Annotated in this window: 17 protein-coding genes; 11 read left to right on the forward strand and 6 right to left on the reverse strand. The window is 71.1% G+C overall.

Annotation, left to right across the window (positions count from 1 at the left end; genetic code table 11):
* Positions 1–279 precede the first annotated feature (279 nt).
* The 4 genes from ACOFKX_RS05180 to ACOFKX_RS05195 are packed head-to-tail and all read left to right on the forward strand — an operon-like array spanning position 280 to position 8741.
* Positions 280–4911 (forward strand): NAD-glutamate dehydrogenase domain-containing protein, encoded by a 4632-nt coding sequence (locus ACOFKX_RS05180; RefSeq protein WP_419826002.1) that lies wholly within the window; start codon positions 280–282, stop codon positions 4909–4911.
* Positions 4912–4964: 53 nt separating this feature from the next.
* On the forward strand, positions 4965–5480 hold the full coding sequence (locus ACOFKX_RS05185) for a (2Fe-2S)-binding protein (protein WP_419826003.1): 516 nt from the start codon (positions 4965–4967) through the stop codon (positions 5478–5480).
* Entirely contained in the window at positions 5477–6490 is a 1014-nt protein-coding gene (locus tag ACOFKX_RS05190) for an FAD binding domain-containing protein (protein ID WP_419826004.1), read from the forward strand. The genes ACOFKX_RS05185 and ACOFKX_RS05190 overlap by 4 nt, the downstream gene beginning before the upstream one ends.
* 13 nt (positions 6491–6503) lie before the next feature.
* Positions 6504–8741 (forward strand): xanthine dehydrogenase family protein molybdopterin-binding subunit, encoded by a 2238-nt coding sequence (locus ACOFKX_RS05195; protein ID WP_419826005.1) that lies wholly within the window; start codon positions 6504–6506, stop codon positions 8739–8741.
* A gap of 21 nt (positions 8742–8762) precedes the next feature.
* Here the strand turns inward: ACOFKX_RS05195 and ACOFKX_RS05200 are convergent, their stop codons facing one another.
* Positions 8763–9944, reverse strand: coding sequence for a penicillin-binding protein activator (locus ACOFKX_RS05200; RefSeq protein WP_419826006.1), 1182 nt, complete (start codon positions 9942–9944; stop codon positions 8763–8765).
* 10 nt (positions 9945–9954) lie between these two features.
* On the opposite strand from ACOFKX_RS05200, the gene rsmI reads away from it, so the two are divergent.
* The 3 genes from rsmI to gshB are packed head-to-tail and all read left to right on the forward strand — an operon-like array spanning position 9955 to position 12121.
* Complete coding sequence (rsmI, locus tag ACOFKX_RS05205) at positions 9955–10785, forward strand: 16S rRNA (cytidine(1402)-2'-O)-methyltransferase (protein ID WP_419826007.1); 831 nt, start codon at positions 9955–9957, stop codon at positions 10783–10785.
* Positions 10782–11123: a YraN family protein gene (locus ACOFKX_RS05210; protein WP_419826008.1), complete on the forward strand. Its 342-nt coding sequence runs from the start codon at positions 10782–10784 to the stop codon at positions 11121–11123. The genes rsmI and ACOFKX_RS05210 overlap by 4 nt, the downstream gene beginning before the upstream one ends.
* Positions 11124–11167: 44 nt before the next feature.
* Positions 11168–12121 (forward strand): glutathione synthase, encoded by a 954-nt coding sequence (gshB, locus tag ACOFKX_RS05215; RefSeq protein WP_419827349.1) that lies wholly within the window; start codon positions 11168–11170, stop codon positions 12119–12121.
* 33 nt (positions 12122–12154) lie between these two features.
* Here the strand turns inward: gshB and ACOFKX_RS05220 are convergent, their stop codons facing one another.
* Entirely contained in the window at positions 12155–14260 is a 2106-nt protein-coding gene (locus tag ACOFKX_RS05220; RefSeq protein ID WP_419826009.1) for a malate synthase G, read from the reverse strand.
* A 106-nt stretch (positions 14261–14366) separates the two neighbouring features.
* Between ACOFKX_RS05220 and ACOFKX_RS05225 the strand changes: the two genes are divergently transcribed.
* Both ACOFKX_RS05225 and ACOFKX_RS05230 read left to right on the forward strand, forming a co-directional pair.
* Positions 14367–15347, forward strand: a complete 981-nt coding sequence (locus ACOFKX_RS05225) for a LysR family transcriptional regulator (protein ID WP_419826010.1) — start codon at positions 14367–14369, stop codon at positions 15345–15347.
* Complete coding sequence (locus ACOFKX_RS05230) at positions 15344–15625, forward strand: hypothetical protein (RefSeq protein ID WP_419826011.1); 282 nt, start codon at positions 15344–15346, stop codon at positions 15623–15625. Before ACOFKX_RS05225 ends, ACOFKX_RS05230 begins: the two co-directional genes overlap by 4 nt.
* Positions 15626–15930: 305 nt before the next feature.
* Here the strand turns inward: ACOFKX_RS05230 and ACOFKX_RS05235 are convergent, their stop codons facing one another.
* Positions 15931–17523 (reverse strand): hypothetical protein, encoded by a 1593-nt coding sequence (locus ACOFKX_RS05235; protein ID WP_419826012.1) that lies wholly within the window; start codon positions 17521–17523, stop codon positions 15931–15933.
* Positions 17524–17645: 122 nt separating this feature from the next.
* Between ACOFKX_RS05235 and ACOFKX_RS05240 the strand changes: the two genes are divergently transcribed.
* Entirely contained in the window at positions 17646–19250 is a 1605-nt protein-coding gene (locus tag ACOFKX_RS05240) for a hypothetical protein (RefSeq protein ID WP_419826013.1), read from the forward strand.
* Here the strand turns inward: ACOFKX_RS05240 and ACOFKX_RS05245 are convergent.
* The 3 genes from ACOFKX_RS05245 to ACOFKX_RS05255 are packed head-to-tail and all read right to left on the reverse strand — an operon-like array spanning position 19184 to position 21371.
* The gene (locus ACOFKX_RS05245; RefSeq protein ID WP_419826014.1) at positions 19184–19909 is read right to left on the reverse strand and encodes a class I SAM-dependent methyltransferase; all 726 of its coding nucleotides are present in this window, start codon (positions 19907–19909) and stop codon (positions 19184–19186) included. The two genes, ACOFKX_RS05240 and ACOFKX_RS05245, sit on opposite strands and share 67 nt — an antisense overlap.
* Positions 19909–20907 (reverse strand): glycosyltransferase family 2 protein, encoded by a 999-nt coding sequence (locus ACOFKX_RS05250; protein WP_419826015.1) that lies wholly within the window; start codon positions 20905–20907, stop codon positions 19909–19911. The genes ACOFKX_RS05245 and ACOFKX_RS05250 overlap by 1 nt, the downstream gene beginning before the upstream one ends.
* On the reverse strand, positions 20892–21371 hold the full coding sequence (locus tag ACOFKX_RS05255) for a GtrA family protein (protein WP_419826016.1): 480 nt from the start codon (positions 21369–21371) through the stop codon (positions 20892–20894). Before ACOFKX_RS05255 ends, ACOFKX_RS05250 begins: the two co-directional genes overlap by 16 nt.
* Positions 21372–21395: 24 nt before the next feature.
* On the opposite strand from ACOFKX_RS05255, the gene ACOFKX_RS05260 reads away from it, so the two are divergent.
* A complete protein-coding gene (locus ACOFKX_RS05260) occupies positions 21396–23219 on the forward strand; it encodes an AcrB/AcrD/AcrF family protein (RefSeq protein WP_419826017.1) in 1824 nt (607 codons plus the stop codon).

A 23219-nucleotide genomic window follows, 5' to 3' on the forward strand; every position in this document is an offset into this window, starting at 1 on the left:
CTCAAGTCAGATCCAGGGTGCCGGCGAGCCGAACCCAGGAGAGGATATTTCCGTCGCGCTTGTTCTACGGGGTGATCGACCTTGTCGCCGCTCCCGTTGGCCCACGACGGGTGGCAAGCTCCTACTTCCCAGGAAATTATGCCGGTAAAAGCCTTCCGGCAGGGTGACGGCCATCGCGGCGGCAGACTTGAGCCCCTCGGCAACCCGGCGCATAGCCGCCGCATTGCGGTCGGCGCGAAGGCTTGGCCGCGCGACGGGAGCGAAGCGATGGCGGCAGCGATGTTGGACGAAGGCGGGGCCGCGATCGCGGCGCTGCTTACCGAAGGCGCGCTGCCCGGCGAGACCGACGGCTTCGACACGCAGGCGCGCGACGAAGCCGCCTCGTTCGTCGCGAAGGTCGCAGCGCGGCGTTCGCCCGGAGAGGCCGCGATCGCGCTGGAGTCGGGCTCCGGAAGCGATGGCGGCGGGCGACGGACGATGCGCATGGCGATCGTCAACGACGACATGCCGTTCCTCGTCGACTCGGTCGCCGCCGCGATCGCGGCGCGCGGCCTGTCGGTGGAGCGGCTGCTTCACCCGATCGTCGCCGCGCGTCGCGATCCTGACGGCTTCCTCCTCGAACTGCTGCCCGTCGCGACCGAGGGCGAGCGACGCGAGTCGATCATCTACCTGGAGATCGAGCGCGCCGACGCGCGCGACCGTCGGCTGCTCGCCGCCGACATCGAACGCGTGCTGGCCGACGTCCGCGCCGCCGTGACCGACTGGGGGGCGATGCAGCAGGCGCTGCGCGACGCCGGCGCGACCATGCCCGACGGTGAGGGGGCGGCGCTGATCCGCTGGTTCCTCGACGGCAACCTGACGCTGCTCGGCTCGGTGCGCGAGGGCGCGGACGGCAGCGTCTCGCGGCCGCTCGGGCTCTGTCGCGCGGATGCCGCGCCGGCGTGCGACGCGGAGCTGCGCGCCGCTGCGATCGCCTGGTTCGCGCACGGCGGCGAGGCGCCGCTGCTCGTCAAGTCGACGCGCATCGCCACCGTCCACCGCCGCGCCGCGGTCGACCTCCTCCTGATCCCGGTTCGCGAGGGCGGGGCCGTCACCGGGCTCGACGTCCATCTCGGCCTCTGGACGTCGGGCGCCCTGGCCTCGCGACCCGAGCGCGTGCCGGTGCTGCGCCGGCGCCTCGCGCTGCTGGAGGAGCAACTCGGCTTCCCGCCCGCCAGCCATGCCGGCAAGGCGCTGCGCCACGTTCTCCACATACTGCCCCACGACCTCCTCGTCGCGCTGCCGGCGGAGGACATGAAGCGCCTCGCGCTCACCGCCATGTCGCTGGCCGATCGCCCGCGTTCGCGGCTGCTGTTGCTCGAGGACGGGATCGGGCGACACCTGTTCGCCTTCGTGTGGCTGCTGCGCGAGGATTTCTCGATGCGCCGGCAGGCGGCGGTGGCGCGGATGCTGGGCGAGGCCACGGGCGGCGAGGTCGGCGACGCGGCGGTGGAGCTGGAGGGCGGCCTTGCGCTGCTGCGCTATACGATCGCGGGCGCGGAACCGGACCGTGACGAGACCGACATGCTCGACGCGCGCCTCGCCGAGATGCTGCGTGGCTGGGCGCCGGCGATCGAGGCGGCGCTCACCGCGCGCGTCGGCGCGGCGCGGGCGGCGCGACTGGTGCTCAGCCACGGCGGCGGCTTCCCGCGCGGCTATCGCGAGGCGGTCGATGCCAGCGAGGCCGCCGACGACATCGTCGCGCTCTCCGGCCTGGACGAGGGTGCGCGCGGCGTGCGCCTGCTGCCCTCCGCCGTGGGCAGCGCGGATGCGTTGCGCCTCAAAATTGTCAACGCCGGCGGCCTCGTCCCCTTGTCAGACGTCGTGCCGGTGCTCGAGGATTTCGGCTTCGTCGTGGTCGAGGAGCGCTCGACGCCGGTGGAGGGCGGCGCGCTCGGCCACGTGCAGGAGTTCCTGCTTGGCGCGCCTGCGGGCAGCGGGGAGGCGCTGCTCGCGCGCGGCGACGTCGCAGGCGATGCGATCGCCGCCGTGCTCGCCGGCCGCGCCGAGAATGACGGCTTCAACCGCCTGATCGTCGGCATCGGACTTGGCCCGCGCGAGGTGGTATGGCTGCGCGCCTGGTTCCGCTACCTGCGGCAGGCCGGCCTGCCCTACGGCCTCGCCACCGCCGCCGACGCGCTTGCCCGCGCGCAGGAGGTGACACACGGTCTCGTCGATCTCTTCGCCGCCCGCCACGATCCGACCGCGCGCGACGAGGCGGAGGCGGAGGCCGCGCGCGCGCGCATCGAGGAGGCGCTGGTGGCGGTCGCCGCGATCGACGACGATCGCATCCTGCGCCGCATGCTCGGGCTTGTCGACGCGATCCTGCGCACCAACGCCTTCGCGCCCGCCGGCGAACAGGCGCTCGCCTTCAAGCTCGACAGCGCGCGCGTGCCCGGCCTCCCCGCCCCCGTCCCCTACCGCGAGATCTGGGTCTACTCGCCCCGCGTCGAAGGCATCCACCTGCGCGGCGGCCCCGTCGCGCGCGGCGGTCTCCGCTGGTCCGACCGGCGCGACGATTTCCGTACCGAGATCCTCGGCCTGATGAAGGCGCAGGTCGTCAAGAACGCGGTGATCGTGCCCACCGGCGCCAAGGGCGGCTTCTACGCCAAGCAGCTCCCCCCGCCCGCCGACCGCGCCGCGTGGCTGGCGGAGGGCACCGAGAGCTACAAGCTGTTCATACGCACGCTGCTCTCCGTCACCGACAATATCGTGGACGGGCGGATCGTTCATCCGGACGGCGTGACGGTGCTGGACGGCGAGGACCCCTATTTCGTCGTCGCCGCCGACAAGGGCACCGCCACCTTCTCCGATACTGCCAACGCCATCGCCGTCGAGCGCGGCTTCTGGCTGGGCGACGCCTTCGCCAGCGGTGGCAGCCACGGCTACGACCACAAGGCGATGGGCATCACCGCGCGCGGCGCCTGGGTATCCGTGACGCGCCACTTCGCCGAGATGGGCGTCGTCGTGGATGCCGACGCCGTTACGGTCGCGGGATGCGGCGACATGTCGGGCGACGTGTTCGGCAACGGCATGCTGCTGTCGAAGTCGCTCAAGCTGGTGGCGGCGTTCGACCACCGCCACATCTTCCTCGATCCCGCACCGGACCCGGCCGCGTCCTGGGCGGAGCGGGCGCGGCTGTTCGCGCTGCCCTCCTCGTCCTGGGCTGATTATGACGCGTCGTTGATCTCGGCGGGCGGCGGCGTGTTCGCGCGCGCGCAGAAGCAGATCCCGCTGTCGCCGGAGGCCGCTGCCGCGATCGGCGTCGAGCCCGGCACCTACGAGCCTTCCGCGCTGATTCTAGCGATCCTCAAGGCGCCCGTCGATCTGCTCTGGTTCGGCGGGATCGGCACCTACATCAAGGCCGCGTCGCAGTCGCAGGCCGACGCCGGCGATCCCGCCAACGACGCCAACCGCGTCGACGCACGAGACGTTCGCGCACGGGTGATCGGCGAGGGCGCGAACCTGTCGACCACACAGGCCGGGCGCATCGAGTTCGCGCTGGGCGGCGGGCGCATCAACACCGACTTCATCGACAACTCGGCGGGCGTCGACTGCTCGGACAACGAAGTCAACATCAAGATCGCGCTCAACGCCGAGATGATGGCGGGCACGCTCTCGTTCGACGACAGGAACGCGCTGCTCGGCTCGATGACCGAGGACGTCGCGGGACAGGTGCTGGAAGACAATCGCCTCCAGACGCTGGCGCTGTCGATGGCGGAGCGCGGCGGCGCCGGCGCGCTGCCCGCTCAGGCCGCGGTGATCGACATGTTGGTCGCCGAAGGGCGGCTCGATCGTAAGGTGGAGGGGCTGGCCGGAAACGACCAGCTCGGCCGCCGCGGGGCCGACGGCCACGGCCTGACGCGACCCGAGCTGGCGGTAATCCTCAGCCACGCCAAGCTCGCGCTCCAGGCGGCGATCGAGCGCTCTCCGATCCCCTCGGATCCTTCGCTGACGCCGATCCTGGTCGGCAACTTTCCCGCCGCCATGCGCGAGACCCATCGTGCCGCCATCGAGGCGCACCGTCTGCGCGCCGAGATCATCGCCACGCGCGTGGCTAACATGGTGGTCAACAGGCTCGGTCTCACAGCACCCTTCGAGCTGTCGGAGGAGGAGGGCGTCAGCCTCGCCCGCGTAGCCGGCGGCTATCTCGCCTGCGACGCGATCTTCGGCCTCACCGCATTGTTCGCCGAGATCGAGGCTACGGCCATGCCCGAGACCGGCCGACTGGCGCTGCTCGAGATGGCGGCGCGCATCGTCCGCCTCCACCTGGCGGACCTGCTGCGCGTCGTCGACCGCCGCGCCTTGCCGGGCGCGGCGGCGCGGGCGCTCGGCCCCGGCGTGGCGCGGCTCGGCGCTCGGCTGGACGAACTGTTGAAGCCCCAGGTGCGTGGCGAGGCCCAACGGATCGCCGCCGAGCTGGCCGATGCCGGCGCCCCGGAGACGCTCGCGACGCGCCTCGTCCGCTTGTTCGAGCTGGACGGCGCGATCGCCGCCGCTACGCTCTCCGCTCGCGAAAGCTGGGACGAGGTCGAGCTGTCCGCCGCCTACACCCGCCTCGGCGAGGCGCTGGGCCTCGATTGGGCGAAGGCCGCGGCGCTGCGCGTGCCCACCGCCGATCCGTGGGAGCGGCTGCTCCTCGCCGGCCTGTCGCGCGACTTCGAGCAGCTTCGCCTCGACTTTCTCGCGCAGTCCGGCAGCGCGGGCCCTGCCGTGGCCGTCGAGCGCTGGCTGGCGCAGCATCGCGTACGCGTCGAGCGCTTCGAGCGGCTTGTCGCGCGCGCGCGCACCGCGCCGCAGGCGTCGCCCGCGATGCTGGCGCAAGTTGCCGCCCAGGCCCGCATCCTGCTCACGCGGCGCGTGGCGATCTAGCGGGAACGCTTCGCCTCTCCCCGCGCTTCACCGCAGAACCCAGGGAGGGCGGCATGGCGACGACGATCATCGAAGAGGCGGCCGCAATCGTCGACGGCGCGGTGCCGACGCAGCTCACGATCAACGGTGAGCGGCACGAGTTGATGATCGACTCCTGGGTGACGCTGCTCGACCTGATGCGCGAGCGGATGGGCCTGACCGGCACCAAGAAGGGCTGCGATCACGGGCAGTGCGGCGCCTGCACCGTGTTGATCGACGGACGGCGGATGAACTCGTGTCTCAAGCTCGCCGTGACGCTCGACGGGGCAGAGGTGACCACTATCGAGGGACTGGGCACGCCCGATGCGCTTCACCCGCTCCAGCAGGCGTTCATCGATCATGACGCCTTTCAGTGCGGCTTCTGCACGCCGGGTCAGATCTGCTCGGCCGCAGGCCTCCTCTCCGAAGGCAAGGCCGACACTCGCGACAAGATCCGCGAGCTGATGAGCGGCAATCTCTGCCGCTGCGGCGCCTACGTGAACATCGCGGACGCCATCGAGGACGTGATGCGCCAGGAGGACGCGGCGTGAACCGCTTCGGCTATGCCCGCCCCGGCACGATCGCCGACGCCGCCCGCATCCTCGCCCAGCCCGGTGCGAAGGCGGTGGCGGGCGGCACCAACCTCGTCGACCTGATGAAGGAAGGCGCCGAGACGCCGACCATCCTCGTCGACTTGAAGCGCCTGCCGCTCGACGAGATCCGCGAGACGGAGGGTGGCGGGCTCAGCCTCGGCGCGCTGGTGCCTAACTCGACCACCGCCTGGGACGAGCGCGTCGAGGCGCGCTTTCCGCTCCTCGCCCGCGCGATCCTGGCGGGTGCCTCGCCGCAGCTCAGGAACGCGGCGACCAACGGCGGCAACCTCAACCAGCGCACGCGGTGCTACTATTTCTACGACGTCGCGACCGCCTGCAACAAGCGCGCGCCCGGCTCCGGCTGCGGAGCGATCGGCGGGATCAACCGCATCCACGCGATTCTCGGCGCTTCCGACCAGTGCATCGCCACCCACCCGTCCGACATGTGCGTGGCGCTGGCGGCGCTCGACGCGCGCGTGAAGCTGCACGGACCGGATGGCGAGCGCTTCGTCGCGTTCGCCGATTATCACCGCCTGCCGGGCGACGATCCCACGCGCGATACCATGTTGCAGCCCGGTGAGATCGTCACCGCCATCGACGTCGATCCGTTCGAATGCGGCGATCACTGGACTTACCTGAAGCTACGCGATCGTCTGTCCTATGCCTTCGCGCTCGTCTCCGTCGCCGCGGCCTTACGCATGGAAGGCGAGCGGATCGTCGAGGCGCGGATCGCGCTCGGCGGCGTCGCGCACAAGCCGTGGCGCGTGCCAGAGGCGGAGGCGCTGCTCGCCGGCGAGGCCGCCTCGCCCGAACTGTTCTCGCATGTTGCCGATCGCCTCCTTCAAGGCGCGGTCGGCCAGGGCGGCAACGACTTCAAGATCGATCTCGCGCGCCGCGCGATTGTGCGCGCGCTCGGCCAGGCGGTCGCCGGCACGCCGCAGACCATCGCCGACAAGCGCATCGCCTGACAGGAGCATCGGCATGGCCACACAGCCCGCATCACCCACCAGCCGTATCGGCGATCCGCTGAGCCGCGTGGACGGTCGGCTTAAGACCACCGGGCGCGCGCCCTACGCGGCGGACTTTCCGGTGGAAGGCCTCACCTATGGCGTCGTCGTCTCATCCGAGATTGCGCGTGGTCGCATCGTGTCGATCGATGCGGGCACCGCCGAGGCGCAGCCGGGCGTGATCGCCGTCTTAACTCACGAGAAGCGGCCCGATTTCGTCGCCGCCAACAAGGCCTGGAACGATCAGGTCGCGCCCAACGGAGAGCATTTCAAGCCGCTCCTCGACGCGGCGGTCGCCTTCTCGCAGCAGCCGGTCGCGGTGGTCGTCGCCGAGACGTTCGAGGCGGCGCGCGCCGCCGCCAGGATGGTGAAGATCGCCTATGACGCCGAGACCCCGATGACCGACATCGCCGCCAACGGCAACGAGGCGTATCACCCCGGCAAAACCGGGCCGTACAAGCCGGTGCCGTCGCGCGGCGACGCGGTCGGCGCCTACCGCAAGGCCCCGGTGAAGGTCTACGGCGCCTACACGATCGCCACCGAGCACCACAACGCCATGGAACCGCACGCCGCCACCGCGATCTGGCAGGCTGACGGCTCTCTACTCGTCCACGACAAGACGCAGGGGGCGCAGAACCCGCAGGCGTGGCTGGCCGGCATCTTCGGCCTGAAGACCGCGCAGGTGCGCGTCGTCGCTCCGTATATGGGCGGTGGCTTCGGTGGCGGTCTGCGCCCGCAATATCAGCTCTTCCTCGCGGCGCTCTCGGCGAAGGCGGTCGGGCGACCCGTCAAGATCGTGCTCGCGCGCCAGCAGACCTTCTCGCTCCAATACCGGCCGCAGGTCATCTACGACATCGCGCTCGGCGCCGACGCCGAAGGGCATCTCCAGGCGATCAAGTCCGAGTGCCTGGGCGTCACCTCGCGCTTCGAGGAAAATGCGGAGGCCGTCGCCGATTGGGGGCCGCGCGTCTATCGCTGCGACAATGCTCTGATCAATTACAAGATCACGCCGCTCGACACCTATACGCCCGGCCCGATGCGGGCGCCCGGCGCCGCCACCGCGATGAACCTGTTCGAGATCGCGATGGACGAGCTCGCGTACGAAGTCGGCATCGATCCGCTCGAACTGCGGCTGCGTAACTATTCGACGAAGGACGAGATCGAGGACAAGGAATATACCTCCAAGGCGCTGCGAGCGGCATACAATCAGGGCGCCGACGCCTTCGGGTGGGCGCGACGCAGCCAGGAGCCCCGCTCGATGCGCGAAGGGCGAGAGCTCGTCGGCTGGGGTATGGCGACGGGCGCTTGGGAGACGCTATACCAGCCGCACACGCTGCGCGCGAAGCTTCACGCCGACGGGCGGCTGGAGGTCGCGACAGCGTCGGCCGATATCGGCACCGGCACCTATACGATCATGACCCAGGTCGCGTCGGAGGAGATGGGCCTGCCCGTCGATCGCATCGACGCGAGGCTCGGCGACAGCGACCTGCCCAAGGCGCCAGTCGAGGGCGGGAGCTGGGGCGCGGCATCGATCACCACCGCGCTCCAGATCGCGTGCCGCTCGCTAAAGGCCAAGCTGGTCGCCGCGGCGGCGCGGATGGAGTTCGATCCACTCGATTCGCCGAAGCTCGATCAGGTCGAGTTCGCGGGCGGCCTCGTCCGCCGCATCGACGATCCGACGCGCGTCGTGGCGGTCGAGGACATCGTCCGCGCCTCCGGCACCGACGCGATCGGCGTTGAGGAGCGGCCGCCCGCCAAGCTCGTCCAGTCCGACAAGGCCAAGCTGACGCACCAGGCAGTATTCGCCGAGGTGAAGGTGGACGAGGAGCTGGGCCAGGTGCGCGTCACCCGCGTGACGGCGGCGGTGGCGGCGGGCCGCATCATCAACCCCAAGACCGCGCGCAGCCAAATCCTGGGCGGTGTCGTCATGGGGATCGGCATGGCGCTGCACGAGGAAACGATGATCGATCACCGTCTCGGCCGCTACATGAACCATAATCTCGCCGAATATCACGTCCCCGCCCACGCCGACATTTACGACATCGAGGTCATCTTCGTGGACGAGCCAGACCGCGAGGTGAACCCCGTCGGCATCAAGGGGCTGGGCGAGATCGGCATCGTCGGCACGGCGGCCGCCGTCGCCAACGCGATCTTCCACGCGACGGGCAAGCGCCAGCGCGACCTGCCGATCACGATTGACAAGCTGCTGTAGCGGGAGCGGGGAAGACGCTCGCTAGCCGCCGAACCCGCCGGCGGCGGGCGAGACGATGGTGACGCCGCCCGCCCCCACCTGCTTCACGTCGAGCATCCGCTCGGCGACGTTGCGCTCGTTGAAGCGGAAGGCGCCGTCGATGCCGGCGAAGCCGCCCTTGTCGGCCAGCCGCTCCTCGGGAAAGTCCGATCCCGGCTTCCAGTCCGCCGCGATGCGCGAGGCGAGCAGCACCGAATCATAACCGAGCGAGGCGAGCCGGTACGGTCCCTTGCCAAAGCGAGCGCGGTACTTGGCGGCGAACTGCGCGTAGAGCCGATCGGGGACGGCGGCGAACCAGGCGCCCTGCATCGGCTTCGACGCCGCGAGCGTGGGCTCGGTGTTCCAAAGCTCGGTGCCGAGCAGCCGCGCGGTGGAGCCCGAGCGCCGCACCAGCGGCGCCGCGACCAGCGCGATCCGGCCGCTGTCCGCCACCAGCAGCGCGTCGTAGCCGGCCGCCGGCCCGAGCTTCTTCACCGCCGCCGCCAGGCTCGCCGGGCTGCGATCGTACGATTGCATCGAGACCACTGAGGCGCCGGCTTGATCGGCGGCGTGAAGCAGCGCGTTCGACGCCCGGCGGCCGTAGAGCCCGTTGGGCACCAGCGCCGCGATGCGCTTCAGCCCGCGCGAGGCGGCATAAGCGACCACGCGCTCGATCGACTGGGCGGGCGCGAAGCCGAGCAGGTAGACGCCGTGCCCGGCGACGTCGATATCGTTGGAGAAGCTCAACACCGGCACGTGCGCGGCCTGCGCGACGGGCGCCACCTGGCGCACCTCGTCCGCGAGCAGCGGCCCGAGGATCAGTTTGTTGCCCTCGGCCAGCGCGCGCTGTGCGGCCGCCGCCGCGCCCGGCGCGGTATCGTAGGTGGTGATGCGCAGCCCCGCGCCGCCCGTATCGATCAGCGCCATGCCGGCGGCATTGGCGATCGACTGGCCGAGCCCGGCATTGGGTCCGGTGAGCGGCGCCAGCACCGCCACGCGATCGCGTGGCGCCTCCTGCGGCGCCGCCTGCGTGCCGCGCTCCACCGGCGGCGGCGGCGGCACGGCGCCCGGTCCGGCGGCGCGCGGCACGATCGTCGAGCAGCCACCGAGCAGGAGGGCGAGAGTGGCCGCCCACGCGGTGCCGCGATGGCGTACCGGTTGCTGGCACCGCTTGGTCTCTGGCATGGCGCCCCTCATGGCCGTTCCCCTCGATCCGGGGCTGTATATCGTCGCGACGCCGATCGGCAATCTCGGCGACCTCTCGCCCCGCGCCGCCGATATCCTGTCGCGCGCCGATCTCGTCGCGTGCGAGGACACGCGGGTGACGGCCAAGCTGCTGCGCCACGTCGGCGCGCGCGTGCCGATGCGTCCCTATCACGATCACAGCGACAAGGCGGCCCGCGACGACTTGGTGGCGCGCGCCGGCACGCAGGCGGTGGTGCTCGTTTCTGACGCGGGAACGCCGCTTATCTCCGATCCCGGCTTCAAGCTGGTCCGCGCGGCGCGGGCGGCGGGGCGGCACATCGTCACCCTGCCGGGGCCGTGCGCCGCCGTCGCCGCGTTGACGCTCGCCGGGCTGCCGACGGACCGCTTCCTGTTCCTGGGCTTCCTGCCTTCCAAGGAGAAAGCGCGCGCCGATGCGATCGCCGAGGTCGCCGCGATCCGCGCCAGCCTCGTCCTGTACGAGAGCGGGCCGCGACTCGGCGCGACGCTCGCCGCGCTCACGGCGGAACTGGGCGAGCGGCCGGCGGCGGTGGCGCGCGAGGTCTCCAAGGCGTTCGAGGAGTGCGTCACGGGCACGCTCGGCGAACTCGCCGTCCGCTACGCCGACGCGCCGCCGCGCGGCGAGATCGTGATCGTGGTCGGCCCACCCGACGCGGCTCCGCAAGCCGGCGACGTCGACGCGATGCTCGCCGCCGCGCTCGAACGGATGCCGGCGGCGAAGGCGGCGGGTGAGGTCGCCCGGGCGACGGGCGTGCCGCGCGCGGAGCTCTACGCGCGCGCGCTCGCCCTGAAGGCGCGATGACCGCCGACGCGATCGGCCGGCAGGCGGAGGCGATCGCCGCCCGCTACCTCGCCGAACGCGGCTGGACGATCCTCGCCGAGCGGGTGCGGACAAAGGCCGGCGAGGTCGATCTTGTGGCGCGCCGGGACGGCGTGGTCGCCTTTGTCGAGGTGAAAGCGCGTGCGACGGCGGCGGCGCTCGACCTCGCGCTCGACGAGCGGCGGCTCGCGCGCGTCGCGGCGGCGGCGGAGGCGCTCATCCCGCGGTTCGCGGCATCGGGCGAAGACGTACGGATCGACGCCGTACTGATCGCCCCGGGCCGCGCGCCGCGCCACCTGGAGAATGTGTGGCTGGGCTGACGTTCAGGCCCTACATCGCGTTCACCCGAGGAGGAGACCAGCCCGTGTCGCTCACCATCGCCTTCCAGATGGACCCGATGGAGGGTATCAAGATCGCTGGCGACAGCACGTTCGCGCTAATGCTGTCGGCGCAGGCGCGCGGGCACAGGCTCTGGCACTATGAGGCTGCCGATCTCTCCTATCACGACGGCCGCGTCTTCGCGCCCGCGCATCCGGTGACCGTGGAGCGGCGCGAGGGCGGCCACTTCCGCTTCGGCGAGCGCGCCATGCTCGATCTCGGCGCGGACGTCGACGTCGTGCTGATGCGGCAGGATCCGCCCTTCGACCTCGCCTACATTACCGCTACCCACCTGCTCGAACGGCTGGCGGGGAGCGCGCTGGTGGTCAACGATCCCGCCGCCGTCCGCAACGCGCCCGAGAAGCTGTTCGTGCTCGACTATGCGGAGTTCATGCCGCCGACGCTCATCACCCGCTCGCTCGACGAGGCGCGCGCCTTCCACGCGACGCACGGCGAGGTGGTGGTGAAGCCGCTCTACGGCAACGCCGGCTCGGCGGTCTTCCACGTCGGCCGCACCGACGCCAACCTGGCGGCGCTGACCGAGCTGTTCGGCCAGGTCTGGCGCGAGCCGTTCATGGTGCAGGCGTTCCTGCCCGACGTGGCGCTGGGCGACAAGCGCATCGTGCTGGTCGACGGCAAGCCTGCCGGCGCGGTCAACCGCCTGCCGAAGAAGGGGGAGATCCGCTCCAACCTGGCGGTCGGCGGATCAGGCGCGCGTACCGAGCTGACGCCACGCGAGGAGGAGATCTGCGCCGCGCTCGGGCCGGAGCTCGCGCGGCGCGGGCTGGTGTTCGTGGGCATCGACGTGATCGCCGGCCACCTCACCGAGATCAACGTCACTTCGCCAACCGGGATCGTGGCGATCGACGCGTTCAACGGCACCGATACCGCCGCGCTCATCTGGGATGCGGTGGAGGCGCGGCACGCCGCTCAGGCGTAAGCGCCGCCGTCGCCGGGCACGCGGCCGGTGCGGCTATGCGGCCGCCTTGGCCTCGGCGCGGAAGCGGTGGAGCAACGGCTCGGTATAGCCGCTCGGCTGGCCCGCGCCCTCAAACACCAGCGCGCGTGCCGCCCGGAAGGCGAGGCTCTCGCGCTCGCGGCCCGCCATCGGCCGGTAGAGCGGGTCGCCGGCGTTCTGCGCGTCGACCTTGGCCGCCATCCGCACCAGCGCGGCGTCGATCTCGTCGGCGGTCGCGACGCCGTGGAGCAGCCAGTTCGCCATGGCCTGCGAGGAGATGCGCAGCGTCGCGCGATCCTCCATCAGGCCGACATCGTGGATGTCGGGCACCTTGGAACAGCCGACGCCCTGGTCGACCCAGCGCACGACATAGCCGAGGATGCCTTGCGCATTGTTGTCGAGCTCGGCCCGCACCTGGTCGGGCGTCCAGTTGCGCCCGGCCGCGAGCGGCACCGTCAGCAGCCCGCCGAGACCCGGCACCGCCTCCCCCGCCCGCTCCGCCTGTCGGGCGTGGACGTCGACCGCGTGGTAGTGGAGCGCGTGCAGCGTCGCGGCGGTGGGCGACGGCACCCAGGCGGTGGTGGCGCCGGTGCGCGGATGGCCGATCTTCTGCTCCAGCATGTCCGCCATCCGATCGGGCGCCGCCCACATGCCCTTGCCGATTTGCGCCCGCCCCGCAAAGCCGGCGGCCAAGCCGATCAGCACGTTGCGTTCCTCGTACGCCTGGATCCAAGCGCTGGCCTTCATCTCGCCCTTGGGGATCATCGGCCCCGCGCGCATCGAGGTGTGGATCTCGTCCCCGGTACGATCGAGGAAGCCCGTATTGACGAACACGATGCGGTGGCGGACGGCGTGGATGCAGGCAGCAAGGTTGGCGGACGTCCGCCGCTCCTCGTCCATCAGCCCCAGCTTCAGCGTATGGCGCGAGAGGCCGAGCATGTCCTCGATCGCGTCGAACAGCCGGTCGGCGAAGCCGGCTTCCTCCGGCCCGTGCATCTTGGGCTTGACGATGTAGACCGAACCTACGCGGCTGTTGCGGAAGCGGGAGCCCTTGCCGGCGAGATCGTGCATCGCGATCAGCGCCGTGACGATGCCGTCGAGGATGCCTTCGGGCGCTTGGGCTCCGTCGGGCAGCAGCACGGCTGGCGTCGTCATCAGGTGGCCGACATTGCGCACGAACATGAGCGCGCGGCCGGGCAGCACGATCTCCGATCCGTCCGGCACGGTGTAGCGGCGGTCCTCCTCCAGCGTGCGGGTGACGGTGCGCCCGCCCTTGGCGAAGCTCGCCTCCAGCGTGCCCTGCATGAGTCCGAGCCAGTTGGCGTAGGCGGCGACCTTGTCCTCGGCGTCCACCGCCGCGATTGAATCCTCCAGGTCGGCGATGGTGGTGACGGCGCTCTCCAGCACCACGTCGGCGATGCCGGCGGGATCGTCGCGGCCGATGGCGTGCTCGCGATCGAACACCACCTCGATGTGCAGGCCGTTGTGCCGGTAGAGCCTGCCCTTGGTCGAGCGCCCGACGGCGAGCGACGGGTCGGCGAGCACCGGTTCGCCGGTCAGCTCCGCCCAGCTCCCCGACGCGAGCGGCAGCGCCTCGTCGAGGAACGCCTTGGCGCGCGCGATCACCTGGGCGCCGCGCGCCCGATCATATTCGCCGGCGGGCGCGGGCACCCCGAGCGCGTCGGTGCCGTAGAGCGCGTCGTACAGGCTGCCCCAGCGCGCGTTGGCGGCGTTGAGCAGGAAGCGCGCGTTGAGGATCGGCACCACGAGTTGCGGCCCGGCGATCGCCGCCACCTCGCGGTCGACGTGCGGCGGATCGATCGCGAAGGGCGCCGGCTCGGGCACGAGGTAGCCGATCTCGCCGAGGAACGCCCGGTAGGCGCCGGCATCCCAGGGCTGGCCGGCGCGCGCCTCCAGCCAGGCGTCTATCCGCGCCTGCATCTCTTCGCGGATGCGCAGCAGCTCCGCATTCTCGGGCGCGAAGCGTGCGAAGACACCGGCGACGCCCGCCCAGAAGGCATCGGGCTCGATCCCGGTGCCGGGCAGCGCCCGCGCCTCGATGAACTCGGCCAGCGACGCCGCGACCTTCAGCCCGGCGCGATCCACCATCTGCTCGGTCATCATCATCTCCTAAGCGCCTAATCTTGTGCGGATGCGGCACGTAGCAGGCAACCGCGCCTGTGATTAGATGTTGAATATGACAAGCACTTGATCGCATCGAGAACGGATGGGCGAGGACTGGGAGCTGTTCGCCGCGATCGTCTACACCGGCAGCCTCTCGGCGGCGGGGCGGCAGGCGGGGCTGTCGCCGGCGATGGTGTCGAAGCGGCTGGCGCGGCTGGAGGCGCGGCTAGGCGCGCGGCTCGTCCACCGCACCACGCGCCGGCTGGTCACTACCGAGGCGGGGCGTGTCTTCCACGACGAGGCGATCGCGATCCTCGCCGCCGCGAACGCCGCCGAGGCGCGCGTCGCGGGCGGGGTGGACGAGCCGGCCGGCCGGCTGCGCGTATCCGCGCCGACATCCTTCGGCCGGCGTCACGTGGCGCCGCATCTCGCCGCCTTCCTGGTACGCCACCCCGCCGTCGCCCTGGAGCTCGACCTCACCGACGACTTCGTCGACCTGATCGGCGGCCGCATCGACTGCGCCGTCCGCATCGGCGTGGCGGCGGGCGCGCTCGTCTCCACCATGCTGGCACCAAATCGGCGGTTGCTCTGCGCGGCGCCCGCCTATCTCACGGCGCACGGCGTCCCCGAGACGCTCGCGGAGCTCAGCCGACACCACCTGCTCGCCGCCGATAATCAGGTGCCGTGGCGGCTCGACGGGCCGGAGGGCGCCGTCGTGCTGCCCGTCACGAGCCTGGTGCGAACCAATTCCAGCGAAGTCGCGCGCGAGCTCGCGCTGGCCGGAGCGGGGATCGCGCTGCGCTCGACCTGGGACGTGGGCGACGCGCTTGCTGAGGGCCGGCTCGTCCGGTTGCTGCCCGATTGGGAGGGCGCGTGCGACGTCGCGATCCACGCGGTGCGTCCGAAGGCGCCGTTCGTGGCACCGGCGGTCGAGGCCTTTGTGGCCCATCTCGCGGCATTATGGGCGCCGCCACCCTGGGATGATCGGCTCGGGGAGGTGAACGAGCCTGAAACGGCCGGCTCAGCTACGGTTCACGGCCGCACGGTCAAAAACAGCCGCTGCAACCAGGGAGATGGATCATGAACAAGTTCGTCGTCGCGATCACCGGCATGGGGCTCGCCACCGCCGTCGCCACCGCTCCGGCGGACGCGCAGAGCGCCGGGCACGTGCTGCGCGGCGCGGGTATCGGCGCCGTCGGCGGCGCGGTCGCGGGTGCGCTGATCCCAGGGCTTAGCGTCGGCACGGGCGCGTTGATCGGCGGCGCGGGCGGTGCAGCCTATAACGGCCTCATCAACAAGGGCCATCATCACCGCCGCTACTATCGCCATCATTATTACGGTCGCCATTATTATCGTCGCTGAGGCGCGACGCGAGGGCGGCCGCGACCGCCCTCGCCTGACGGCGAAGTCCGGTCATGTGGACCGTTCCAGGCCGACGAAGAGGCGAGTTCGCCGTGCATATAATCAGCTGTGCGTGCCAGCGCGCGGCGGCGCTGATCGTAAGACGCACGACGAGCGCGCGACGGGCAGCGAACGCCCCCGGGCGTGCAGATGTCGTCCATCCGCCTGCTCTCGCAAAGGCCAACGAGCGCCCGCAAGGTGGCGAGGCCGCTCTCCCGCCGGGATGCTGGCGCCGGTGAAGGCGACGCGGGCGCGTTCCGCCCGCATCATTCGGAAAGGCGGCCGGCTCGCTGCATCCCCTCCCCGACCGACGCTCTGCGCAGCCCGATAAGGTCGATCTGCCCCGATCGGAAGCGGGCGACCAGCATACGGTCTGCCGCCAGCGCACGCGCCATGCGATCGCCGGGATCATATCTCAGCGCGCCGAGCCGCAGCAGCCAGATCGTCGGCGGCGTCCGCGCGGCGGGCGTCGCCATCAGTGCGGCGATCTGCGGCGGGTAGAGCGACACGACGCCGCGGCTGCCCGTCGGGAAGTAGCCGCCCGAACCGAACGCCGGCACCGGCGCGGGGATCGGTCGTACGGATAGCGCGGCGTGCTCGTCGCGAAGCGCCGCGGCAAGCGGCAGCGCGCCCTCGTTGGGATAGGCCCAGACGACGTCGCCGGGCCGGAAGCGGGGCTTCAGCCAGTCGATCGTGCCGTACCAGTCCTGCAGCGGCGGGCGGTGCGCCAGCGCCCAGGCGACGCCGAGATCGGAGACGAGGAGGCAGGCCGCGAACGGCGCCGCCGCGAACCGCCACGGGCCGGGCGCGGCGAGACCGGCGGCGACCAGCAGGAAGCCCGGCACCGCCGCCGCGCTGAGCGTCCGGACAAGGAACACGGGCGCCACCGTCGCCGATAGCGCGATCGAGGCGGCGGCGGGCAGGAAGGCCAGCACCGCCAGCGCTAGCGCGGCGCGCGCGCCCCACCCGCCGCGCCGCGCGAGCATCGCCAAACCGGCGAGCGCCACGAGCAGCGCCAGCGTCGGCGCGCCGCGATGCCAGTTGGCGTAGAGCAGCGCGAACTCATCGGGCAGCGTTGAGGGAAGGAAGCGCAACCAGGTCGATTGCGTCCAGGTCGGCGCCTGCCCCAGCGTGATGAGGAGCGCCGGCAGGTAGAGCAGCCCGGCCACGATCTGCGTGGCGGCGAGCGCGAGCAGGTCCCGCCGCGTCATGCCGGGGCGGAGCGTCAGCACCGCCAGCGCGATCGCCACCGACCCGCCGAACAAGGGCCCCAGCGCGTGCAGCCAGAGGAGCGCCGCCTCGGCGATCGTCGCCGCCGTCAGCCAGGATCGCGAGAACGGCCGGCCATCCCGCGCGTCGGTACCGAGCCGCAACACCGCGAGCATCGCCAGCGCGTACGCCGCGATCATCACCGGATAGGGGCGCACCTGCTTCGCCATCTCGATCGACAGCGGATGGAGCGCGGCGAGCATCACCGCGAACGCGATCAGCCAGCGCCGCCGTGTCGCATCCCAGCCGGCGAGCGCGGCCAGCCGATCGCCGGCGAACGCCACCAGCGGCACCGCCGCCACGCCGGTGATGATACCCAGCGCGCGGCGCGCGCCGAGGTTCGTGCCGGTCGCGAACGACCACAGCCGGACGAGCGAGTAGTAGAAAGGCGGGTGCGTTTCGTAGCGCGGCACCTCGCGCCACAGGAAGGCAAAGCCGTGATCGGCGGCGTAGGCGCTGTACGCCTCGTCGAGCCACAGCGGAACGCTCGCGGCGTGATAGAGCCTGAAGCCAACGCCAACGACAAACGCCAGGGCCGCCGCCAGCCCCAGCAGGCGGGTCTCCGCCCAGTCGAACCGATCGATACGCATCGCGACCACCCTCACCCGGCCGTCGTCATCGTTGGCGGCAAAGGCGGCGGCTGGCTAGCGCCATCCGCAAGACCTTGGATGCTTGCGGGACGCCTCGCGCGCGGACTATCGCGGGCATGGTCATGGCCGAGCCCGTTCCCGTCCCGCGCGCGATCATCTGGTGGGAGACGCGGTGGTTCGCGATCCTGATGATGATGCTCGCCGCCGTGCCGCTGGCGGCGCCGCCGATCCCGCCCTTAACCGACCTGATGGGCCATATGGGCCGCTATCGCGTGCAGCTCGACATCGGCACCTCGCCGTGGCTCGGCCGCTGGTACAGCTTCCGCTGGGCGGTGATCGGCAATCTGGGTTGCGACCTGCTGGTGCAGGCGCTGGGGCCGGTGATCGGGCTCGAACCGGCGGTGAAGCTGGTGGTGCTGGCGATCCCGCCGCTGACGGTGGCGGGGCTGCTAGGCGTCGCGCGCGAGGTCCACGGCCGCGTGCCGGCGACCGCGATCTTCGCGCTGCCGCTCGCCTATGGCTATCCTTTCCAATTCGGCTTCATCAACTTCGCGTTGGCGATGGCATTCGCGCTGATCGCGTTCGCGACGTGGCTGCGCATGGCGCGCACCGGCTGGATCCGCTGGCGGCCGGCGATCTTCCTGGTGGTCGGCTTCCTGGTCTGGCTGGCGCACAGCTTCGCCTGGGGCGTGCTCGGCATCCTGTGCTTGATCGCCGAGATGATGCGGCGGCGGCGCGAGGGCGGCAGCTGGTTCGAGGCGGGGTGGCGCGCCTTCCTGGCGGTGTTGCCGCTCGCGCCACCCGCGCTGCTGCTGCTGCCTTGGCGGCGTGGCGAGACGCCTTCGGGCACGTTCGACTGGTTCAATCTCTCGTTCAAGTGGCGCTGGCTCTACTCGGTGCTGCGCGAGCGCGTCGAGCCGTGGGACAAGGCGGGCGCGGCGCTGCTCTTCGCGGTGGGGCTTTCGGGTCTCGTCCGCCCGCACCGCCGCTACGAGCCGGCGCTCGGCGTCGCCGCGATCCTGCTGGCGCTCATCTTCCTGTGCCTGCCGCGCGTGCTGTTGGGATCGGCCTATGCCGACATGCGGCTCGTCCCCTACATGCTGGCGATCGCGATCGTGGCGCTGCGGCCGCTCGCCGATCGCCGCGTCGCGACCGCGTTGGCGGCGGCCGCGACGCTGTTCTTCTCCGCCCGCGTGGCCGTCACGACCGCCGCCTTCCTGCGCTACGAGCGCAACTACGAGGCGCAGCTCAAGGCATTGGATCACGTGCCGATGGGCGCGCGCGTGATGGCGCTGGCGACGGTGCCGTGCCGCACCGTCTGGTACACGACGCGGATGGAGCATCTGAGCTCGATGGCGACGGTACGCCGCCAGAGCTTCGTCAACGATCAGTGGGTGGCGCCGGGCGCGCAACTGTTGCGGATCCGCTATCGCGCGGCGGGCCGCTACTTCAGCCACGATCCGTCCGAGCTGTTGCGCCGCCCGGATTGCCGCGCACGCAACGAGCCGCTGCTCGACGTGGCGCTCGCCCGCTTCCCGCGCGCGGCGTTCGACTATCTGTGGATGATCGACATGCCGCGCGCGCAATGGCCGGTCGATCCGGGGTTGCGGCCGGTATGGCAGGGAATGCGCTTCGGTATCCTCTACCGCATCGTCGCCAATCAGGACGGCTCGGCGATCGCCAGCAACGACACGCCGAACGGCAGCGTGATCCGCGTCGCGAGGTGACGCTCGGCGGCGAACAGCCGTCCGAGCAACGCGTTCACCGGAGCGGGCGGCATCGCGTCGTCGCCGCCCTCCGCGTTGGGTCGGAACAGTCGCAGCGCGGCGATCAGCGGGAACAGCAGAGTGTTGAAGTGGCTCATATGGACGAGGCGGTAGCCGCTGCCGGCCAGCACCCCGCATAGCGTCGCGACGGTGTAGCGGCGCTTGTGGTGGTGCGCGACGTCGTGTCCGCTCCACATCCAGGGCACAGCGGGCACGGTGAGCAGCAACCGACCGCCGGGCCGGAGCTTGGCTCGCAGCACCGCGAGCGCGTCGCGATCGCGCTCGACATGCTCCAGCACGTCGAGCAGCACGATCAGGTCGTAGCTGCGGTCCTTCAGCCTGACGCCGTCGGGCAGCAGCCCGCCCGCGACCTCGATGCCGCCGCGCGACGAGGCGAGACGGCGCGCCTGCGGATCGGGCTCGATCGCGTCGATGCGACCATATTTCCGCAGCATCAAGAGGTTGGAGCCCGTACCACAGCCGACTTCGAGGATGCGTGCCTTCCGAGGCAGTGCCGGCGCCAACCGCTCGATCGCGTGACCGACGATTCGCCGGCGCCCGGCGAACCACCAATGCTCCGCGTCGATCGCCGCCATGCGATCGAAGATCGCGCGCTCCATCAGGCGGCGATCGGCTGGAGCTCGGCGCCGATCGTCTCGCGCACCACGTAGATCGGGCGGTGCTTGGTCTCGACGAGGATGCGCCCGACATATTCGCCGAGCACGCCCAGCGAGATGAGCTGCACGCCGCCGAAGAACAGCGTTGCGACCATCAGCGACGGGTAGCCCGGCACGTCGCCGCCGAACGCGATCGTGCGAACCGCCACATAGGCCGCGTAGACCAGCGAGACGATGGCGACGATCGCGCCGAGATAGCTCCACACGCGCAGCGGCACCGTCGAGCCCGAGGTGATGCCGTCGATCGCCAGCGTCCACAGCCGCCAGTAGTTGAACTTGGTCTCGCCCCGCTCGCGCCGCGCGCGGTCATATTCCACCGCCGCCTGGCGGAAGCCTGCCCAGGCAAACAGCCCCTTCATGAAGCGGTTGCGCTCGGGCATGCGGCGGATCACGTCGACCACGCGGCGATCGAGCAACCGGAAATCGCCGGCATGTTCCGGGATCTTGTCGGTCGAGAGCCAGTTGTGCGCGCGGTAATAGAGGTCTGCGGTCAACCGCTTGGGCAGCGTGTCCGACAGGCGGCTGCGGCGCACGCCGTAGACGACGTCATAGCCCTCGCGCCAGCGCGCCAGCATCGTGCCGATCACCTCGGGCGGATCCTGCAGGTCGACGTCGAGCGGCACCACCACCTGACCGGCGGCATGATCGAGCCCCGCCGACAGCGCCGCTTCCTTGCCGAAGTTGCGCGACAGCGAGATGCAGCGGACCCTCGCATCCTGCCGATTCGCGAGCAGGATCGCGGCCAGCGTCGCGTCGTGGCTGCCGTCGTCGACGAACAGGATTTCCCAGCCCTGCGGCTCGTCCAGCGCGTCGAGCACGTGGCTCACCCGCGCGACGAACGGCGCGACGGCCGCCTCCTCGTCCTTGACGGGCGCGAGGATGGTGACGAGCGGCGCCGAAGGCAGCATGCCGGGATCGTAGAGCATCAGTCGAATACCCAACGCCGGTTGAGCCAGAAGCCGATCGCCGGCGTCACGCACAGCATCGGCACGGACGCCGTCCAATCCCGCCAGTGCAGCCGCGCGGTGAAGCTCCACACCCAGAAGCTGTTGATCGCGAACCCGACCAGCGAGGCGGCGACGAAGCGCGCGGCCGATCGCGTCACGCTGTCGCGCGCGCCGTGGCCCTCGAAGCTGAAGCGACTGTGGATGCCGTAGCCGACGATCAGCGCCAGCCCGTAGGCGCTCGTGTTGGCGACGAGCGGACGCAGTTCCACCGGCCCCGCCAGCAGGTTGTAGACGGCGATCTGGAACAATGTGACGCCAAGCCCGGCGATGCCGTAGCGCATCGCCTGGCGCAGCAGCAGGCGATGGTCACCGTCCAGCCCCTGCCACAGTCTGACGATGTTGGCGCGCAACGGACCCACCTTGCCCCCGAGCGTCAGCGCGATACAGCGGGTGCCCAAGAACCACAAATCCATTCGGAAATGATGAACGCACCCTTCGACCTGCACCTGGATGAAGGGGAGAGTCGGCGTTTCCCGCCGCGCGTCGCCGCGTCGATCGATCGGCGCTGGCGCCTGCTCGTGCTCGCCTTCTGGCTTGGCACCTGCGCCGTCCTCGTCTGGCAGCGCTGGGGCGCGATCCACTGGCTGGCGCTGGGCGACACCGACGACAATATGCGGCTGGCGCAGGTCCGCGCGTGGCTGGGGGGCCAGGGCTGGTACGATCTGCGCCAGTACAAGCTCGATCCGCCCACCGGCTTCAACATCCATTGGTCGCGGCTGGTCGATCTGCCGATCGCCGGCCTCTACCTCCTCGCACGGCCGTTCGTGGGCATGTGGGGCGCGTGGCGTGTCGCCTGCGCGGTGGCGCCGATGCTGCCGCTGGGCGTGGCGATGGCGGCGACGGCGGTGATCGTGCGCCGGCTCGTATCGCCGCACGCCTACCCCTTCGCCCTCGCGATCCTGCTGTGCGGGCCGAGCTTCATGGGCATGAACTCGCCGCTGAGGATCGATCATCATGGCTGGCAGCTCGCGCTGCTGATGGTGTCGGTGGCCGGCCTCTCCGATCCGAACCCTCGCAGATCGGGGCTGACCGTGGCGGCATCCTCCGCGCTGTCGCTGGCGATCGGGCTGGAGATGCTGCCCTACATCGCTTTCGCAGGCGCCGCGATCGCGCTGCACTGGGTGTGGGATGAGCGAGAGGCGGCGCGGATGCGCACCTACGGGCTCGCGATGGCGGCCGCGACGACCGCCTGCTTCCTCGTCTTCGCCTCGAACGACAACTGGACGATGCGCTGCGACGCGCTGACGCCGGTCTGGCTCGCGACGATGGTGCTGGCGAGCCTGCTGCTCGCGGGCCTGAGCCTGGTGCGGGCGGAGACGCCCTGGATGCGGCTCGCATTGTGCGCGGGGGCGGGCGGACTCGTCATCGCGGTCTACGCGCTCGCCTTCCCGCAATGCTTCGGGCACCGGCTGGAGAATGTGCCACCCGAAGCGGCCCGGCTGTGGCTCAGCCACGTCCGCGAGGCGCGGCCGATCACCGCGCACAAGCGCGACGTGGCGCTGCCGGCCGCCGTGCTGCCCTCGCTCGGCGCGGTGGCGGGCCTGCTGCTGCTGTGGCTGAGGCGCGGCACGAGGCGGGGCGCGGAATGGCTGCCGACGGTGCTGTTCGGCCTGTTCGCGGCCGCGCTGATGTTCTGGCAGTTTCGCACCGCGCCGTCGGCGCAGATGCTGGCCGTGCCAGCGCTCGCCTGGGCCGCGTGGGCGATCGCTGTCCGCGCCGACGTGCCCAATTGGGGGCTCGGCCGGTGGGCGGCTCTGGCGGTGGCGGTGCTGCTGTGCGCGGGCGGGCTGGTGCGGCCGATGGCGCTGGTCTCGCCCGAAACTGGCAAGCCCAAGAAGCCCGATCCGACGATGCTCGCCAACCGCCGCTGCCCGACGCTGCCGGCGCTTCACCCGGTCGCGCTCCAGCCCGCCGGCACGGTGATGAGCTTCATCGACGTCGGGCCCCGCCTGATCGCCACCACGCACCATCGGGCGGTCGCGGGCCCGTACCATCGCAACGCAGGCGCCATCCTTGACGTGGAGCATGCGATGCGGGGTACGCCCGAGGAAGCGCGCGCGATCATGGCGCGACACGGCGCGGACTATCTGCTCGTCTGCCCGCACCTGTCGGAAGCGACCATCTACCAGGCCGAGGCGCCGGGCGGCTTCTATGCCAAGATCGCGGGCGGCTGGACGCCGACTTGGCTGATCCCCGTGGCGCTGCCCGAGGGCTCGCCTTGGCGGATGTGGCGGGTGCGGCGCTAA

Origin of the sequence: Sphingomonas sp. (genome assembly GCF_965200105.1) — a bacterium.
In the GTDB taxonomy this organism is placed as follows: domain Bacteria; phylum Pseudomonadota; class Alphaproteobacteria; order Sphingomonadales; family Sphingomonadaceae; genus Solisphingomonas.

Coding starts and splice junctions, on each gene's coding strand:
- ACOFKX_RS05180 (WP_419826002.1), top strand. CDS start 280: ATGTTGGACGAAGGCGGGGCCGCGATCGCGGCGCTGCTTACCGAAGGC.
- ACOFKX_RS05185 (WP_419826003.1), top strand. CDS start 4,965: ATGGCGACGACGATCATCGAAGAGGCGGCCGCAATCGTCGACGGCGCG.
- ACOFKX_RS05195 (WP_419826005.1), top strand. CDS start 6,504: ATGGCCACACAGCCCGCATCACCCACCAGCCGTATCGGCGATCCGCTG.
- ACOFKX_RS05200 (WP_419826006.1), bottom strand. CDS start 9,944: ATGCCAGAGACCAAGCGGTGCCAGCAACCGGTACGCCATCGCGGCACC.
- rsmI (WP_419826007.1), top strand. CDS start 9,955: ATGGCCGTTCCCCTCGATCCGGGGCTGTATATCGTCGCGACGCCGATC.
- ACOFKX_RS05210 (WP_419826008.1), top strand. CDS start 10,782: ATGACCGCCGACGCGATCGGCCGGCAGGCGGAGGCGATCGCCGCCCGC.
- ACOFKX_RS05220 (WP_419826009.1), bottom strand. CDS start 14,260: ATGACCGAGCAGATGGTGGATCGCGCCGGGCTGAAGGTCGCGGCGTCG.
- ACOFKX_RS05225 (WP_419826010.1), top strand. CDS start 14,367: ATGGGCGAGGACTGGGAGCTGTTCGCCGCGATCGTCTACACCGGCAGC.
- ACOFKX_RS05230 (WP_419826011.1), top strand. CDS start 15,344: ATGAACAAGTTCGTCGTCGCGATCACCGGCATGGGGCTCGCCACCGCC.
- ACOFKX_RS05235 (WP_419826012.1), bottom strand. CDS start 17,523: ATGCGTATCGATCGGTTCGACTGGGCGGAGACCCGCCTGCTGGGGCTG.
- ACOFKX_RS05240 (WP_419826013.1), top strand. CDS start 17,646: ATGGCCGAGCCCGTTCCCGTCCCGCGCGCGATCATCTGGTGGGAGACG.
- ACOFKX_RS05245 (WP_419826014.1), bottom strand. CDS start 19,909: ATGGAGCGCGCGATCTTCGATCGCATGGCGGCGATCGACGCGGAGCAT.
- ACOFKX_RS05260 (WP_419826017.1), top strand. CDS start 21,396: ATGAACGCACCCTTCGACCTGCACCTGGATGAAGGGGAGAGTCGGCGT.